Here is a 15,423-nt window from a genome sequence, read left to right as displayed (position 1 = left end):
GACGGCAGCTAGACCGTCGCGGTGCGCACCAGTCGGTTGATGAAATCGAGCTTTTCGACGACGGGCGGCGGCAGGACGAAGGGGTAGCTGTCCGGCTGCCCCATGGAGCGCTGGATGGCGTTGAGCGCGACGCTGAGCGGTATCCACGCATCGACGAGACGGCCGGCGCCTGGCGCACGGTAGGGATCGAAGGTGACCTCGGCCTCCAGTTCCTCATGCCCCTTCGGGTCGATGTTGAGGCCGAAGGAGCGGGCGGTCTCCAGCGTATCCACGATATGGAAAAGATGCGCCCAGCATTCGGCGAAATCCTCGGCCGGATGGGAACTCGCATAGGCGCTGATGAAGTTCTCCTGCCAGCCGGGCGGCGGGCCTTGCTCGTAGTTGCGCCGCAGGGCGCCCGCATAGTCCGCGCGCTCATCGCCGAAAAGGCGTCGCGCCTCTTCCAGCGTCGCCGCGTCGCGAACGAGTTGCGCCCAGTAGAAGTGCCCGATTTCGTGGCGGAAGTGGCCGAGCAGCGAGCGGTAGGGTTCGCCCATCGAGACGCGCACGCTTTCGCGCACCTCGTCGTCGGCTTCCGCAGCGCGCAGGCCTATCAGCCCATCCTCATGGCCGGTCATCGCGGCATTGACGACATTGCCGGACGCATCCACCTCGTCCGCCAGGAAATCGAAGACGAGGCCGCCGGCCGGATCCTCCTTGCGGGTCGGATGCGGCAGCTTCCAACGCAGCAGGGAATAGAAGAGGTGACGCTGCGCCGATCCGATGCGCCGCCAGCGCTCCAGCCCCTTCGGGTCGGTCAGCGGTACGATGCGGTTGTGGCGGCAGGCCTCACAGAAGGCATGCGGACTGCCGGCCGGCAGCAGCCAGTTGCAGACGTCGTGGGCGGCGTTCGCGCAGAACCGGTAGAGGCCCTGGCCGGGCGCGATCGACCAGGCCCCCTCGCCTTGCGGCACCAGCGCATGCAGCGTCACATCCCCGGCGAGGAACCCCAGCGAGGAACCGCAGCGCACGCAGAGACGATTGTCGAAATGGATGGTCTGGCCGCAGGTCCTGCAGGTAAAGAGCTTCATGACGTCCCCTTGCGGGCGGATGTGGCTTCATACGAATACCCGCATCGGCCAGAGGCGACACGGGTACGCATTTGTCACGAATGACGGGTGACACCGGTCACCCCGATGGATCAGAGGCGGTCGATCTTGTCCTTCACGGCATCCTTCGCCTTACCGACGGCCTTCTGGGTCTTGCCCTTGAGTTCCTGGCCCGCGCCCTCGGCGCGCAGCTTTGGGTTATCGGTTGCCTTGCCGACTGCCTGCTTGGCCTTGCCGGCCAGTTCGTTTGCCGTACCCTTGATCTTGTCGCTCGTGCTGCCCACCGTCGTACTCCTGTTGTCAGAGCGTGACCATTCACGCAGCCAAACAACGTCGCTGGGCGCTGGCAGGTTCCCGAAAGAAAGATGAAGTACGCCGCCTTTCAGGCGTGGCCGATCTCGACGGAAAGCATCGCGGGCGAGATGCCCATGAGCCCGAGCGCGCGCTCGTACTTGTTGTCGAGGTTCGTATCGAAGATCAGCTCTTCCTCGGCCGGGCACGAAAGCCAGCCATTGGCGCCGATCTCATTCTCGATCTGCCCTGCCCCCCAGCCGGCATAGCCGAGCATCATGAGGCCGCGCTGCGGCCCGCGTCCGCGGGATATGGCGCGCACGATATCGAGTGTCGCCGTCAGGCAGATATCGTCGCTGACCGGAATGCTCGATTCCGACAGATAGTCGTCCGAATGCAGGACGAAGCCGCGCCCGCTCTCGACTGGGCCGCCGCTGCGGATCGGAAAATCGCGGGTTTCGCCCGGCAGGCGGATCACCTCGTCCTCTCCCAACAGGTCGAGATGCAGCAGCACGTCGGAAAAGTTCAATTGCTGCGGCCGGTTGATCACGAAGCCCATGGCCCCGTCTGCGGAATGGGCGCAGATATAGACGACGGTGCGGGCAAAATTTGCGTCAGACATGCCTGGCATGGCGATCAGGAACTGACCGTCAAGAAAGCCGCGCTCTCGCCTGTTCTTCAGCACTGACATAGCCATAGTGCGGGCCAGCCTATCAATTCGCCGCCAAATGAAAAGCGTTCTTTTTCGCTGGTAGTCCGCGCCAGCCTTGCAAAAAAAGCAAGGATAAAACGGCCTGCGATCAAGCAATTATGATCGCCGGGCGCTGTTTGCTGCTGGAAAGGGCACCCAGCCGGGGCTAGATATGGAATCATGAACCGCCTGCAAACCGCTCTCGCAGCGTTGCTTTTTGTCAATTCGACCGCCGCCGCGGAGACCTCTGCCTGGGTCGAGACGCCGGGTGGCGACGTGCGCCTCGTCGCGCTACCGGCCGCCGCCGACGGTTCCGTGCGCGCCATGCTCGATATTCGCCTGCATGACGGCTGGAAGACCTATTGGCGCAATCCGGGCGGCAGTGGCATTCCACCATCGATCACCATCAGCGGCGCGGAGCTTGTCTCGATCGGCTATCCCGCGCCCAAGCGGCTGGGCGACGACGAAGCGCATTATGTCGGTTACGACGAACCCGTCCAATTGCCGCTCAGACTGGACAAGGCCGTGGGCACGGCGATCACCGCGACCGTCTTTCTCGGTGTCTGCAAGGATATCTGCATTCCCGTACAGGCGGAGCTGACGGTGGATGCGGCCAGTGAACCCTTTGCCAACCCGCTGGAGGAAACGGCGATCGCCGGCGCCGAGGCATCGCTTCCCCGTGGCGCAGGCGATGGTTTCAAGCCGCTGTCGGGCCGATGGGCCGCCGATGGCAAGAGCGTGACGGTCCGCTTCGAGGCTCCTACCGAAGGCCCCTTGCCGGATGTCTTCCTCTCCGCCTCGTCGAGCTTCGAATTCGGCGCGGCGACCTCCGTGCGCCGCGAGGGCGACGCCTTCGTTTCCGAGGTGCCGGTGCTGCACAGGCCGAAGGTCTTCGATCTCGAAAAGAACCCGATTCTCCTGACCCTGCGCGCGGGCGAGACGTCGATGGAAAGCCCGCTTGCCATCGACTAGCGCTCCCCTATAGTGCCGCGGCAAGGCCCATCGGGGCCGGTTGCCACTACGCTTACCAGTAAGGAGAGACGCCGTGACCATTGCCGTTGGAGACAAGCTGCCCGACCTCAAGCTCAAGGAGCGCACGCCGGACGGTCCCGCCGAAATCTCGACCGACGACCTTTTCAAGGGCAAGCGCGTCGTGCTGTTCGCCGTCCCCGGCGCCTTCACGCCGACCTGCTCGCTGAACCACCTTCCGGGCTATCTGGAAAACCGTGACGCGATCCTCGGCAAGGGCGTGGACGACATCGCCGTCGTCGCCGTCAACGACCACCATGTCATGGGCGCCTGGGCGACATCGACGGGCGGCGCGGGCAAGCTGCGCTTCCTGGCCGACTGGGATGCCGCCTTCACCAAGGCGCTCGGCATGGACATCGACCTGTCCGCCGGCACGCTCGGCGTGCGCTCCAAGCGCTACTCCATGCTCGTCGAAGACGGTGTGGTGAAGACGCTGAACGTCGAGGAAAGCCCCGGCCAGGCGACCGTCTCGGGCGCCGCCGCAATGATCGAGCAGCTTTGAGCTGAGCTTTTCATGAGCGGGGGGCGATGCCCCTCGCCTGCCTACCGGCATCCTCTCCCCGCTTGCGGGAAGAGGAGCATTTCTTCAGCCCTTCTTGAACGGCGCCATGCCCTGTCGCGCGAGTTCGTCGGCGCGTTCGTTTTCCGGGTGGCCGGCATGGCCCTTCACCCAGTGCCACTCGACCTTGTGGCGCATGCGCGCCTCGTCGAGGGCCTGCCAGAGATCGCCGTTCTTCACCGGCTTCTTGTCGGCGGTCTTCCAGCCATTCTTCTTCCAGCCGAAAATCCACTTGGAAATACCGTCCATGACGTATTTCGAGTCCGTGTAGAGATCGATCTCGCAGGGCGACTTCAGCGCGCCAAGCGCCGCGACAGCCGCCGAGAGCTCCATACGGTTGTTCGTCGTATGCGCCTCGCCGCCGGACAATTCCTTCTCGACCTCGCCATAGCGCAGCACCGCGCCCCAGCCGCCGGGACCGGGATTGCCCGAGCAGGCGCCATCCGTAAAAATATCGACATGTTTCATCGGGAGAGTCCGTATTCCGCAGCGTTTTTCACCTGGCGGTGGAAGCGCAGCTTGCTCAGATATTCGAGCGGGTCCTTCTTGACGACCAGCGCGCCGGCGGGCGTCGTCAGCCAGTCGTAGAGCCGCGTCAGGAAGAAGCGCAGCGCCGAGCCGCGCGCAAGCAACGGCAGGGCCTCGACTTCCCCGGCGGAAAGCGGACGCACGCTCTCGTAGCCGGCAAGCAGCGCCATGCCCTTGGTGAGGTTGAACGAGCCGTCCTTCTCGAAGCACCATGCATTGAGGCAGGTGGCGACGTCATAGGCCAGGAGATCGTTGCAGGCGAAATAGAAATCGATGAGGCCGGACAGCTCGTCGCCGATGAAGAAGACATTGTCCTGGAAGAGATCGGCATGGATGACGCCGGCCGGCAGGTCCTTGGGCCAGTTGGCCTCGAGGAAGGCCAGTTCGCCGGCAATCTCGTCCTGAAGGCCCTTCTCCACCTCGTCGGCCCGCTCGGCCGACTTGTCCCACAGCGGACGCCAGCCATCGACGGAGAGCGCGTTCTTGCGGGTGATCTCGAAGCCTTCGCCGGCAAGGTGCATTTCGGCAAGCGCGCGGCCGACCTCGCGGCAATGTCTTGCCGCGGGCTTGCGCAGCCACATGCCTTCGAGGAAGGAGATCATCGCGGCGGGGCGGCCGGACAGTTCGCCCAGCAGCGCGCCGTCGCTGCGCGGCAGGGGTAGCGGGCAGGACAGGCCCCGCTCGGCGAGATGATGCATCAGGCCAAGGAAGAACGGCAGGTCGTTCGGGTCCACGCGCTTTTCATAGAGCGTCAGGATGAAGGCGCCCTTGGTGGTGTGCAGCAGGAAATTCGTATTCTCCACACCCTCGGCGATGCCCTTGTAGGACAAAAGCGTGCCCGCGTCATAGGCGGTCAGGAAGCGGGAGAGATCGTCTTCGTTAATATCGGTATAGACGGCCACGGCAGGTCTCAAAATTGCAGGATGGATCAATCGGATGGGACGGGATGAAGGCAATTCACGGCGCGAACATCGCGGCGTGCAATGCCTCATTCCCCATTGACGAAGGCCATGTCGCCGGAGGTCAGCTCGATGTTGCGCAGCTCGCGATTGACGAGGAAGTGCTCGTTCTCCTCGACCGTATCGGCAAGCTCCACCACGGCGTTGTAGCGCTCGCGGAAGGCCTCGATGATCTCGTTGACGATGACTTCCGGCGCGGACGCCCCGGCCGACAGGCCGACGGTCCTGATGTCGCCGATGGTCTCCCAGTCGATTTCCGAGGCGCGCTGCACGAGCACCGACTTTGTGGCGCCCGCCCGCAGCGCCACTTCGACGAGGCGCTTGGAGTTGGACGAATTCGGCGCGCCGACGATGAGGAAGAGGTCGCAGCCGGGCGCCGCCTGCTTCACCGCTTCCTGCCGGTTCGTGGTGGCGTAGCAGATCGAATCGGCAGCCGGCGCGGTAAGGTTCGGAAAGCGCTCGTGCAGGCGCTTTATCACGCCGGCCGTATCGTCCACCGACAGCGTCGTCTGGGTGACGAAACCGAGATTGTCCGGGTCCGGCGGCATATAGGTTTCCGCGTCCTCGACGGTCTCGACCAGCGAGACCGCGCCTTCCGGCAGCTGGCCCATCGTGCCGATGACCTCCGGGTGGCCTGCATGGCCGATCAGCACCACATGGCGGCCGAGGCGCTGGTGGCGCATGGCCTGCTTGTGGACCTTCGAGACAAGCGGGCATGTCGCGTCGAGATAGAAAAGGTTGCGCTGCTCGGCGTCGGCCGGAACGGACTTCGGCACGCCATGCGCGGAAAACACCACGGGCTGCTTGCGATGCTCTTCCGGAATTTCGTTCAGTTCCTCGACGAAGATCGCGCCCTTCGCCTCAAGGCCTTCCACGACATAGCGGTTGTGCACGATCTCGTGGCGGACATAGACGGGGGCGCCATAGGACTTCAGCGCCAGCACAACGATCTGGATGGCGCGGTCTACGCCGGCGCAGAAACCGCGCGGGCCACATAGCCTGATGGTCAGATCCGGTCGGTTTTCAATCATGCGCATCGATTATCCGGCAATGAGGACGACAACAAGGAAGATGGTCACGGAAACGCCGGGAGCCGGAAAATCCGCCGCAGCGCCATCGTCCCTCCATATAGGCCGGCGACCACGACCGCGCCAAGGAAAAACAATCATTTCCTCAGGCAGAGGACGGAACAGGCCGGGCAGCGCACCGAAGCAAGGGCCGGAAAGCCTGCATTCCCCGGCCCTTCGCCGTTTTACGACGCCGGGCGATCGCCTTTTCGCCGAAACAGCGCGTAAAGGGCAACGCCGACCAGCGCGGCGGCAAGACCGTACCAGGTGACGGCATATTGCAGATGGTTGTTCGGCAGGTCGAACTGCGTGACCGCGCCGATCGGCAAGCCCTTGGGGTTCAGCGCATTGCCGGCATCGACGAAGACCGGCACCACCTTGTCCGCCGGAATACCGGTGCTCGAAGCCATCGTGTCGAGATCCTTCCAGTAGAAGATGTTCTTGGAAAGATCGTTGTCGGGCACGATGGAGGACGGTTTTTCCGCCAGGCGGGCGCGGGCAAGGCCGGTGATGGTCTGTTCGCCGGTGAGCTGGCCCTGCTTGCGCATTTCCGGCTCCTTCGCCTCGAAGGGCACGAAACCGCGATTGACGAACAGGAAGCGGCCGTCGGCAAGCTGGAGCGGCGTATAGATGTAGTAGCCGGTCTTGCCTTGCCAGGTAGCGAAGAAGTGGCGCTCCTTGTTGTTGGCGAAAACGCCCGTAACGGTGACGGGGCGGTATTCGATATCCTCGCCCTTCGCCGCCATCGCCTCGATATCGCCCAGCGTGACGGGAGTGGCGACATGGCGTTCGGCTATCTCGGCGAGAAACTGTTCCTTCCAGTGCAGGCGCTGCACCTGCCAGGTGCCGAGCGTCAAAAGGATGGCGAGCGTGATGAGGAATGCGATCCATGCCAGGACCGCCCTGCCCTTGCCCCGTTGCGGGCTATAGTTCGCGGGAACCTCAGCCACGGTCGATCTCCCCGGGTCGTGCATTGTTGCGATATTGCAGCGTGATCAGCAGCCCCTTGAGGATGCGTGTCAGGACGAGACCGAGGGCAAGGACCATCGGGATCCACAACAGGAAATGCACCCAGAGCGGCGGGTTGACATTCACCTCCAGCCAGAGCGCCGCACCGACCACGATGAAGCCGACGATGAGCAGCACGAAGACGACCGGGCCATCACCCGAATCGGCGAAGGAATAGTCGAGCCCGCAACTGCCGCAGGCAGGCTTCACCTTCAGCAGGCCATCGAACAGCTTGCCCTGGCCGCAGCGTGGGCAACGGCCCCGCGCACCGGCGCTGAAGGGATCGACCGGCGGATAGAGCGCCTTGTCCTCGTCCATGGGTGGTTCCAATCAAACAGATTCCGGCCGCAAGGCCGCGTTTGCGATAGGTAGCGCCCGGCCCGGCCCGCGTCCAACCGAAAAGCTGCGACAAAGCAGCCAGCCGCCAAAACAGAAACGGCCGCATCGCTGCGGCCGTCTCCGAAATTCGAACGTCGTTCGCTTACATATGCGCGACCGGTGCGCCCCAGCCACCCCAGACGTAGATGGCGAAGAACAGGAACAGCCAGACGACGTCAACGAAGTGCCAGTACCAGGCAGCTGCCTCGAAGCCGAAATGCTGCTTCGGGGTGAAGTCGCCGCGCATGGCGCGAATGAGGCAGACCAGCAGGAAGATCGTGCCGACGAGAACGTGGAAACCGTGGAAGCCGGTCGCCATGAAGAACGTCGCGCCGTAGATCGAATCCTTGAAGGCGAACGGAGCGTGCGCGTATTCGTAAGCCTGCACGTAGGAAAAGAGCATGCCGAGGACAACCGTCAGCGCCAGACCGTTGACGAGGCCCTTGCGGTCGTTGTTCAGCAGCGCGTGATGCGCCCAGGTCACGCAGGTGCCCGAAAGCAGCAGGATGACCGTGTTGTAGAGCGGCAGGTGCCAGGGATCGAGCACTTCGATACCCTTCGGCGGCCAGATACCGCCGGTATGCTCGACGCGAGCGGCCTGGATGGCTTCGCCCGGGAACAGGCTGGCATCGAAGAAGGCCCAGAACCAGGCGACGAAGAACATCACCTCGGAGGCGATGAACATGATCATGCCGTAGCGCAGATGCAGCGAGACGACGCGGGTGTGGTGACCCTCATGGGCCTCCTTCACCGTGTCCGACCACCAGCCGTACATCGTGTAGAACACAATCAGCAGGCCGATGTAGAACAGCCACGGCGTCGCCAGATTCATTCCGAACAGGTTGAATGCCGCGCCGGAATTGTAGCGCATGTAGCCGATCCCGCCGAGCGCCAGAACGAAGGCGCCGATGGAGGCGAGCAACGGCCACGGGCTTGGGTCGATGATATGGTAGTCGTGTTTTTTCTGCGCATCGGCCATTTGATTATCCCCGAATGTATCGCGTTCAGTCCCCGGCATAGCCGGGAACACGTGTCTTTCAAAGCTTGTTCTCGCCTTCTACCTTGATCTTCGCCGACGAAGCCACAGGCTTCGTCCCCTCGTGCGGGAAGAAGGTATAGGAAAGCGTGATCGTGTGGATGTCCTTCGTCTCGACCGGATCGACGATCTCGGGATCGACGAAGAAGACGACGGGCATTTCCATTTCCTCGCCCGGCTTCAGCGTCGTTTCCGTGAAGCAGAAGCATTGGACCTTGTTGAAATAGGCGCCGGCCGCCTGGGGCGTCACGTTGAACGTCGCCTGGCCGGTCGTCGGCGTCGAGGCATTGTTGCGCGCCTTGTAGAGGATCTGCACGGTCTCGCCGATCTTCACCTCGACCTCGCGCTGCACCGGCGTGAAGCTCCAGGGAAGGCCCGGGCCGACGTTGGCGTCGAAGCGCACCTTGATCGTCTTGTCGAGAATGACCTCGGAGACCTGCTCGACGCGTTGCGTCGTGCCGCCGTAGCCGGTGACCTTGCAGAACATCTCGTAGAGCGGCACGGCCGCATAGGCCATGCCGGCCATGCCGATCACGAAGGAACAGCAGATCGCGACGATCGCCCCGTTGCCGAGGCTGGTCTTTTCGGCCTTGCTCGTCTCGCTCATGCTAGCCCGCCATTCCGCCGGTGAACTTTACCAGCGTGATGATATAGAACAGCACAACGAGCGCCAGGAGCACCACGCCGAGCGCAACGTTGCGGCCGCGACGCGACTTCTTCTGGCTTTCCGTCAGATTTACCGTTTCCATTAGAATACCCATCCGAATGACGCGATCGCATAGTCGAACATCAGGCCGGAGAAAATCGCGAACAGATAGACGATGGAGAAGGCGAAGAGTTTTTTGGCCGGCACCATCGCGCGGTCGCCCTCCGGCATGCGCAACACGCCGACAGAATACCATACGAAGCCGGCGCCGAGGGCTGCGGCAAAGAGACCGTAACCGAGGCTGGCGAAACCGAGGAACGTCGGCACGACGGCGATGACGGCGGTCAGGACCGCGTAGATGAGAATCTGCACCTTCGTGGTCGCCTCGCCGGCGACATTCGGCAGCATCGGCACGCCGACGGCTTCATAGTCGCGCATCTTGAACAGGGCAAGCGCCCAGAAATGCGCCGGGGTCCACAGGAAGGTGATGAGGAAGAGGACAACGCTGCCGATGGAGACGTCGCCGGTAACGCAGGCCCAGCCGATCATCGGCGGGAAGGCGCCGGATGCGCCCCCGATGACGATGTTCTGCGGCGTCGAGCGCTTCAGCCAGATCGTGTAGACGACGGCGTAGAAGAAAATGGTGAAGGCGAGCAGGCCGGCCGACAGCCAGTTGACCGCAAGGCCGAGGATCGCGACCGAGAAGGCGGAGAGCGTCAGGCCGAAGGCGAGCGCTTCTTTCGGGCGAATGCGGCCGGAAGGGATGGGACGCTTGGCGGTGCGCGACATGATCGCGTCGATATCCGCGTCGTACCACATGTTGAGGGCACCGGATGCACCGGCACCCACGGCAATACAGAGGATCGCTATCGCGCCGATCACCGGGTTGATCGTGCCCGGGGCGACGATGAGGCCGGCAAAGGCGGTGAAGACAACGAGCGACATGACGCGCGGCTTCAAAAGCTCGAAGAAATCACGCGGGGACGCTTCGGAGAGGTAGACCTCGCCGCTGCCCGGAACCGCTTCGTGATGCTCGATAACCGTCATTTCTCTTCGTCGCTCCTTCGGCCGGTTCTCCCGGCCTTTGATTTAAGGGGCCGCCGTTTCCGGCGGCCCCGATCGTTTCAAGATCTTACTTGATCTTCGGAAGCTGTTCCCACTGGTGGAACGGCGGAGGCGAAGACAGCTGCCATTCCAGCGTGTTGGCACCCTCACCCCACGGATTGTTGCCAGCGATGCGCTTCTTTGCGAAGGCTTCGACGACGCCGAAGAGGAAGAGCAGTACCGCAACGGCCGAGATGTACGAGCCGTAGGACGAGACCGCGTTCCAGCCTGCGAAGGCATCCGGATAGTCGATGTAACGACGCGGCATGCCGGCAAGACCGAGGAAGTGCTGCGGGAAGAAGATCAGGTTGACGCCGATGAACATGACCCAGAAGTGCAGCTTGCCGATGAACTCCGAGTACATGTAGCCGGTCATCTTCGGGAACCAGTAGTACCAGCCTGCGAAGATGGCGAAGACGGCGCCCAGCGACAGAACGTAGTGGAAGTGGGCAACCACGTAGTAGGTGTCGTGCATGGCGCGGTCGAGGCCGGCATTGGCGAGCTGGACGCCCGTGACGCCGCCGACGGTGAACAGGAAGATGAAGCCGACCGCCCAGAGCATGGGGGTCGTGAAGCGGATGGAACCGCCCCACATCGTCGCGATCCACGAGAAGATCTTGATACCCGTCGGAACCGCGATGACCATCGTGGCGAACACGAAGTAACGCTGCGTGTTGAGCGACAGGCCGACCGTGTACATGTGGTGCGCCCACACGATGAAGCCGACGGCGCCGATGGCGACCATGGCATAGGCCATGCCGAGGTAGCCGAAGATCGGCTTGCGCGAGAAGGTCGAGATGATGTGGCTGACAATGCCGAAACCAGGCAGGATCAGGATGTACACTTCCGGGTGACCGAAGAACCAGAACAGGTGCTGGTAGAGGATCGGGTCGCCGCCGCCTTCAGGCGAGAAGAAGGCCGTGCCGAAGTTGCGGTCCGTCAGCAGCATGGTGATGCCGCCTGCCAGAACCGGCAACGAAAGCAGAAGCAGGAAGGCAGTGATCAGCACGGACCAGGCAAAGAGCGGCATCTTGTGCATCGTCATGCCTGGAGCGCGCATGTTGAAGATCGTGGTGATGAAGTTGATCGCACCGAGGATCGACGAAGCGCCGGCAATGTGGATACCGAGGATGGCGAAGTCCATGGCCGGGCCGGGCTGGCCGGAGGTGGAGAACGGCGGATAGAGCGTCCAGCCGCCGCCGGTGCCATAGGCGCCTGCCGGGCCTTCGGCGAACATCGACATCAGAACCAGCACGAAGGCCGGGATGATGAGCCAGAAGGAGATGTTGTTCATGCGCGGGAACGCCATGTCCGGTGCGCCGATCATGATCGGCACCATCCAGTTGGCGAAACCGCCGATCAGCGCCGGCATGACCATGAAGAAGATCATGATCAGGGCGTGCGCCGTCGTGAAGACGTTGAACATCTGCTTGCCGCCGTCGATGGCGGCATCGCCTTCGAAGCCGTAGACGAACTGGGCCAGACCATGGAAGATCTGGATACCCGGCTCCTGCAGCTCCATGCGCATGACGACCGACAGTCCGCCGCCGATAATGCCCGCGATAATCGCGAAGATCAGGTAGAGAGTGCCGATGTCCTTGTGGTTGGTCGAAAGGAACCAACGCTGGAAGAAGCTAAGCGGCTTGTGTTCGTGGTGATCGTTGTGATCGCCGTGGGCAGCGGATGTTCCGGCCATGGATCAGACTCCTTGGAATTACTGCGCGGCGTTCTGCGCGACGGCGACGGACTTGTCCGCACCTTCGACAGAAGCCATCAGGGCCTTGTTTGCCTCGCCGACATTGGTCGCGGCGGCAGCAAGCCAGGTATCGTACTTCTCTTGCGAGACGACGCGAATGGCGATCGGCATGTACGCATGGTCCTTGCCGCAGAGCTCGGAACACTGGCCGTAGAACAGACCTTCGCGGTCGGCCTTGAACCAAGTTTCGTTCAGGCGGCCCGGTACGGCGTCGATCTTCACGCCGAAGGACGGCATCGCGAAGGCGTGGATCACGTCTGCCGCGGTAACGAGAAGACGGACATGCTTGCCGACGGGAACGACGATTTCGTTATCGACGGCGAGCAGGCGCGGATAGACGGACTTGTCTTCCTTGCCGGCAGCGGCGCGATCGCCTTCCTGCAGCATCAGGCTGTCGAAGGTCAGCGGATTGTCGCCGACCTGATACTCATAACCCCAGTACCACTGGTAGCCGGTGGCCTTGATCGTCAGCTCCGGCTCTTCCGTCGGCGCAAGCTGCCTAGTCAGAAGCTGGAACGAGGGAATTGCAAGGAAGAGGAGAGCAATGACCGGACCAAGCGTCCAGACGACCTCGATCGCCGTGTTATGGCTGGTCTTGGACGGGACCGGGTTTGCGCTTTCGCGGAACCGGACGACGACGACGATGAGCAGAACGAGAACGAACAGCGTGATCGGGACGATGAACCACAATGTGTACTGCTCGAACCAGCGAAGCTCTTCCATGATCGAAGTTGCGGCCGGCTGAAGGCCGAGCTGCCAGTCGACTGGCTGATCTGCAAAGGCGGTCGAAGCAAAAAGCAGACAGCCGATGGCGGCCAGAACTGCAAGAGCTTTGTTTTTCACAACATATCTCCCCAAGGCGTTTGATTGGGATCAAACAGATGCGCAGAATCCCTGCTATACTGACTGCTTAAAACCACAGTTTCATGCGCGCCGCAACCGCCATGGCCGACACCCCATGCGGCATTTTTGCGCAAACGCAAAAGAGTGAAGCCTCTCCCCACAGTTTCTTCACAATTCCCTATAGCATGAAAGGTTTGGCTGCGCCGCCCCCCCCTGCCCGCGCCGGCCGATGCGCCGTCTGCACCCATTTCGCGCAATCGCGTGCCGGCCTATATATAATGTATGTGGCGCGCGTCCAATTTCCGCCTTCAATCAATCGGAAATGAGCGCCCGGGGCTTTTCATTTCGCCGCCGCCTATTCAAAGATACCGCGACTGATTCGAGATTTTGAGGTTTTCATGGGCTCTCCCTCCCTTTCCCGGCTGTCCCGGGCGGCATTCGGCCTTGCCGTCTTAGCGCTCGGCGCGGCGGCGCTTCCGTCGGCCGCAACGGCACAGCAGCCCGGCACGGTGAAATCGAACCATGGCGCATGGTCGATCGTATGTGATCAACCGGCAGGCGCTTCCAGCGAACAATGCGCGCTGATGCAGAACGTTCTTGCCGAGGACCGGCCGGAACTCGGCCTCTCCGTCGTCGTGCTGAAAACCGCCGACCGCAAGGCGAAGATCCTGCGCGTGCTTGCCCCGCTCGGCGTGCTGCTGCCCAACGGCCTCGGCCTCAATGTCGACGGCAAGGATATCGGCCGCGCCTATTTCGTGCGCTGCTTCGCCGACGGATGCTATGCGGAAGTGGTGCTGGAGGAAGAACTCCTCAAGACCTTCCGCTCCGGCGCGACGGCCACCTTCATCGTCTTCCAGTCGCCGGAAGAGGGCATCGGCATCCCCGTCGATCTCAAGGGCTTCGGCGAAGGCTACGACGCGCTGCCGTAAGCATCTGCCCGGCGGGCTTGCCGCCCGCCGCCGGGGGACTTACATGAACCCCGTATTCAAATGCCTGCGGAGCCTGCCATGAACACCGACCTCCTTTCCCTTTTCGATGCAGACGAGGCGTCCGTGCAGGCGGCGCTCAGGGAGACGCTGAAGGGCGCCGACGACGGCGAGCTCTTCCTGGAGCACGCGCAGGCGGAATCGCTTTCCTTCGACAATGGCCGCCTCAAGGGTGGCAGCTTCAATACCGACCAGGGCTTCGGCCTTCGCGCCGTTGCCGGCGAAGCGGTCGGCTATGCGCATTCCGGCGAAATGACGCTTTCCGCGCTGAAGCGCGCGGCGGATGCGGCAGGCGCGGTGACGCGCGGCTATTCCGGCGACTATGCCGATGCGCCTGTCGGCACCAATCGCCGCCTCTATACGCAGGACAATCCGATCGGCTCGCCGACCTTTGAAGAGAAGGTGGCGCTTCTGACCGAGATCGACGCCTATCTGCGCGGCAAGGATCCGAAGGTGCGGCAGGTCACGGCCTCCATTGCCGCGAGCTGGCAGGTCGTCAATATCCTGCGCGCCGACGGCCACCGCGTCAGCGACGTCAGGCCGATGACGCGCGTCAACATTTCCGTGGTCGTCGGTCAAGGCGACCGGCAGGAAACGGGCAGCTACGGCATCGGCGGGCGCACGACCTTCGACGCTTTCCTCACCGGGGAAAGCTGGCGGACGGGCGCCGACGAGGCGCTGCGCCAGGCGCTGGTCAATCTCGATGCCGTCGAGGCGCCGGCGGGCACGATGGACGTGGTTCTGTCCAACGGCTGGCCGGGCGTCATGCTGCACGAGGCGGTCGGCCACGGCCTCGAGGGCGATTTCAACCGCAAGAAGACCTCCGCCTTTGCCGGGCTGATGGGCGAACAGGTGGCGGCAAAGGGCGTCACCGTGGTCGATGACGGCACGATCGACAACCGTCGCGGCTCGATCACCGTCGACGACGAAGGCACGCCCTCGGCCTACAATGTGCTGATCGAGGACGGCAAGCTGGTCGGCTACATGCAGGACCGGCAGAATGCCCGCCTCATGGGAATGAAGGCGACCGGCAACGGCCGCCGGCAGGGCTATGCCTACCGCCCGATGCCCCGCATGACGAACACCTACATGCTCTCCGGCGACAAGACGCCGGAGGAGATCATCGCCTCGGTGAAGAACGGCATCTACGCCGTCTCCTTCGGCGGCGGGCAGGTGGACATCACCTCCGGCAAGTTCGTCTTCGGCTGCACCGAAGCCTACCTCATCGAGAACGGCAAGGTGACGGCGCCGGTCAAGGGCGCCATGCTGATCGGCAACGGACCGGACGCCATGCGCCGCGTCTCGATGATCGGCAACGACACCAAGCTCGACACCGGCATCGGCAATTGCGGCAAGGCCGGCCAGTGGGTGCCGGTCGGCGTCGGCCAGCCGCATCTCAGGATGGACCAGATCACGGTCGGCGGTACGAAGGCCTAGCGTCCGCCCAACTGCTG

At 63.0% G+C, this 15,423-nt stretch carries 18 protein-coding genes; 4 read left to right on the top strand and 14 right to left on the bottom strand.

Translation table 11 applies throughout. The features are described from left to right. Positions 1 to 8 precede the first annotated feature (8 nt). From WA950_RS03630 to WA950_RS03620, 3 genes are all read right to left on the bottom strand, one after another. Positions 9 to 1,070 (bottom strand): zinc-binding metallopeptidase family protein, encoded by a 1,062-nt coding sequence (locus WA950_RS03630; protein WP_424550319.1) that lies wholly within the window; start codon positions 1,068 to 1,070, stop codon positions 9 to 11. Positions 1,071 to 1,180: 110 nt separating this feature from the next. Then, on the bottom strand, positions 1,181 to 1,372 hold the full coding sequence (locus WA950_RS03625) for a CsbD family protein (RefSeq protein ID WP_424550318.1): 192 nt from the start codon (positions 1,370 to 1,372) through the stop codon (positions 1,181 to 1,183). 98 nt (positions 1,373 to 1,470) lie between these two features. After that, the gene (locus WA950_RS03620; protein WP_424550317.1) at positions 1,471 to 2,076 is read right to left on the bottom strand and encodes a YqgE/AlgH family protein; all 606 of its coding nucleotides are present in this window, start codon (positions 2,074 to 2,076) and stop codon (positions 1,471 to 1,473) included. A 174-nt stretch (positions 2,077 to 2,250) separates the two neighbouring features. Between WA950_RS03620 and WA950_RS03615 the strand changes: the two genes are divergently transcribed. Both WA950_RS03615 and WA950_RS03610 read left to right on the top strand, forming a co-directional pair. After that, positions 2,251 to 3,042, top strand: a complete 792-nt coding sequence (locus WA950_RS03615) for a protein-disulfide reductase DsbD domain-containing protein (protein WP_424550316.1) — start codon at positions 2,251 to 2,253, stop codon at positions 3,040 to 3,042. Between the two features lie 73 nt (positions 3,043 to 3,115). Continuing rightward, positions 3,116 to 3,601 carry a peroxiredoxin gene (locus tag WA950_RS03610; RefSeq protein WP_424550315.1) on the top strand — a complete coding sequence of 162 codons (486 nt, stop codon included), beginning with the start codon at positions 3,116 to 3,118 and terminating at the stop codon, positions 3,599 to 3,601. An 84-nt stretch (positions 3,602 to 3,685) separates the two neighbouring features. Here WA950_RS03610 and rnhA read toward each other — a convergent pair whose 3' ends face one another. The 11 genes from rnhA to coxB all read right to left on the bottom strand — a co-directional run bounded on the left by rnhA (position 3,686) and on the right by coxB (position 12,983). Beyond that, complete coding sequence (gene rnhA / locus WA950_RS03605) at positions 3,686 to 4,126, bottom strand: ribonuclease HI (RefSeq protein WP_424550314.1); 441 nt, start codon at positions 4,124 to 4,126, stop codon at positions 3,686 to 3,688. Beyond that, complete coding sequence (locus WA950_RS03600) at positions 4,123 to 5,088, bottom strand: homoserine kinase (protein WP_424550313.1); 966 nt, start codon at positions 5,086 to 5,088, stop codon at positions 4,123 to 4,125. The genes rnhA and WA950_RS03600 overlap by 4 nt, the downstream gene beginning before the upstream one ends. A gap of 86 nt (positions 5,089 to 5,174) precedes the next feature. Then, the gene (gene ispH / locus WA950_RS03595; RefSeq protein WP_424550312.1) at positions 5,175 to 6,182 is read right to left on the bottom strand and encodes a 4-hydroxy-3-methylbut-2-enyl diphosphate reductase; all 1,008 of its coding nucleotides are present in this window, start codon (positions 6,180 to 6,182) and stop codon (positions 5,175 to 5,177) included. A 215-nt stretch (positions 6,183 to 6,397) separates the two neighbouring features. After that, entirely contained in the window at positions 6,398 to 7,186 is a 789-nt protein-coding gene (locus WA950_RS03590; RefSeq protein ID WP_424550311.1) for an SURF1 family protein, read from the bottom strand. Further along, complete coding sequence (locus WA950_RS03585; protein ID WP_424550310.1) at positions 7,155 to 7,538, bottom strand: DUF983 domain-containing protein; 384 nt, start codon at positions 7,536 to 7,538, stop codon at positions 7,155 to 7,157. The genes WA950_RS03590 and WA950_RS03585 overlap by 32 nt, the downstream gene beginning before the upstream one ends. A 163-nt stretch (positions 7,539 to 7,701) precedes the next feature. Continuing rightward, entirely contained in the window at positions 7,702 to 8,577 is an 876-nt protein-coding gene (locus tag WA950_RS03580) for a cytochrome c oxidase subunit 3 (RefSeq protein WP_424550309.1), read from the bottom strand. A gap of 58 nt (positions 8,578 to 8,635) precedes the next feature. Beyond that, entirely contained in the window at positions 8,636 to 9,241 is a 606-nt protein-coding gene (locus WA950_RS03575; RefSeq protein ID WP_424550308.1) for a cytochrome c oxidase assembly protein, read from the bottom strand. A gap of 1 nt (position 9,242) precedes the next feature. Beyond that, the gene (locus WA950_RS03570) at positions 9,243 to 9,383 is read right to left on the bottom strand and encodes a hypothetical protein (RefSeq protein ID WP_424550307.1); all 141 of its coding nucleotides are present in this window, start codon (positions 9,381 to 9,383) and stop codon (positions 9,243 to 9,245) included. Continuing rightward, the gene (locus WA950_RS03565; protein WP_424550306.1) at positions 9,383 to 10,327 is read right to left on the bottom strand and encodes a heme o synthase; all 945 of its coding nucleotides are present in this window, start codon (positions 10,325 to 10,327) and stop codon (positions 9,383 to 9,385) included. The genes WA950_RS03570 and WA950_RS03565 overlap by 1 nt, the downstream gene beginning before the upstream one ends. Positions 10,328 to 10,412: 85 nt before the next feature. Continuing rightward, on the bottom strand, positions 10,413 to 12,080 hold the full coding sequence (ctaD, locus tag WA950_RS03560) for a cytochrome c oxidase subunit I (RefSeq protein WP_424550305.1): 1,668 nt from the start codon (positions 12,078 to 12,080) through the stop codon (positions 10,413 to 10,415). 18 nt (positions 12,081 to 12,098) lie between these two features. Next, on the bottom strand, positions 12,099 to 12,983 hold the full coding sequence (gene coxB / locus WA950_RS03555) for a cytochrome c oxidase subunit II (RefSeq protein ID WP_424550304.1): 885 nt from the start codon (positions 12,981 to 12,983) through the stop codon (positions 12,099 to 12,101). A gap of 398 nt (positions 12,984 to 13,381) precedes the next feature. Here coxB and WA950_RS03550 point away from each other — a divergent pair, with 398 nt between their 5' ends. Next, on the top strand, positions 13,382 to 13,912 hold the full coding sequence (locus WA950_RS03550) for an invasion associated locus B family protein (protein ID WP_424550303.1): 531 nt from the start codon (positions 13,382 to 13,384) through the stop codon (positions 13,910 to 13,912). 78 nt (positions 13,913 to 13,990) lie between these two features. Then, positions 13,991 to 15,406 carry a metalloprotease TldD gene (tldD, locus tag WA950_RS03545; protein WP_424550302.1) on the top strand — a complete coding sequence of 472 codons (1,416 nt, stop codon included), beginning with the start codon at positions 13,991 to 13,993 and terminating at the stop codon, positions 15,404 to 15,406. Positions 15,407 to 15,423 lie beyond the last annotated feature (17 nt).

The sequence above is a fragment of the Shinella sp. genome, assembly GCF_049651085.1.
Classification (GTDB): domain Bacteria; phylum Pseudomonadota; class Alphaproteobacteria; order Rhizobiales; family Rhizobiaceae; genus Shinella.
The sequence above is the reverse complement of the archived record's forward strand: the minus strand, read 5'-3'. Positions and strand labels throughout refer to the sequence as shown.

What these genes read in the sequence shown, in the direction of transcription:
- WA950_RS03620 (WP_424550317.1), bottom strand. Translation starts at nt 2,076, where the DNA reads ATGGCTATGTCAGTGCTGAAGAACAGGCGAGAGCGCGGCTTTCTTGAC.
- WA950_RS03550 (WP_424550303.1), top strand. Translation starts at nt 13,382, where the DNA reads ATGGGCTCTCCCTCCCTTTCCCGGCTGTCCCGGGCGGCATTCGGCCTT.
- rnhA (WP_424550314.1), bottom strand. Translation starts at nt 4,126, where the DNA reads ATGAAACATGTCGATATTTTTACGGATGGCGCCTGCTCGGGCAATCCC.
- WA950_RS03565 (WP_424550306.1), bottom strand. Translation starts at nt 10,327, where the DNA reads ATGACGGTTATCGAGCATCACGAAGCGGTTCCGGGCAGCGGCGAGGTC.
- WA950_RS03575 (WP_424550308.1), bottom strand. Translation starts at nt 9,241, where the DNA reads ATGAGCGAGACGAGCAAGGCCGAAAAGACCAGCCTCGGCAACGGGGCG.
- WA950_RS03585 (WP_424550310.1), bottom strand. Translation starts at nt 7,538, where the DNA reads ATGGACGAGGACAAGGCGCTCTATCCGCCGGTCGATCCCTTCAGCGCC.
- tldD (WP_424550302.1), top strand. Translation starts at nt 13,991, where the DNA reads ATGAACACCGACCTCCTTTCCCTTTTCGATGCAGACGAGGCGTCCGTG.
- ctaD (WP_424550305.1), bottom strand. Translation starts at nt 12,080, where the DNA reads ATGGCCGGAACATCCGCTGCCCACGGCGATCACAACGATCACCACGAA.
- WA950_RS03570 (WP_424550307.1), bottom strand. Translation starts at nt 9,383, where the DNA reads ATGGAAACGGTAAATCTGACGGAAAGCCAGAAGAAGTCGCGTCGCGGC.
- WA950_RS03580 (WP_424550309.1), bottom strand. Translation starts at nt 8,577, where the DNA reads ATGGCCGATGCGCAGAAAAAACACGACTACCATATCATCGACCCAAGC.
- ispH (WP_424550312.1), bottom strand. Translation starts at nt 6,182, where the DNA reads ATGCGCATGATTGAAAACCGACCGGATCTGACCATCAGGCTATGTGGC.
- WA950_RS03615 (WP_424550316.1), top strand. Translation starts at nt 2,251, where the DNA reads ATGAACCGCCTGCAAACCGCTCTCGCAGCGTTGCTTTTTGTCAATTCG.
- WA950_RS03630 (WP_424550319.1), bottom strand. Translation starts at nt 1,070, where the DNA reads ATGAAGCTCTTTACCTGCAGGACCTGCGGCCAGACCATCCATTTCGAC.
- WA950_RS03590 (WP_424550311.1), bottom strand. Translation starts at nt 7,186, where the DNA reads ATGCACGACCCGGGGAGATCGACCGTGGCTGAGGTTCCCGCGAACTAT.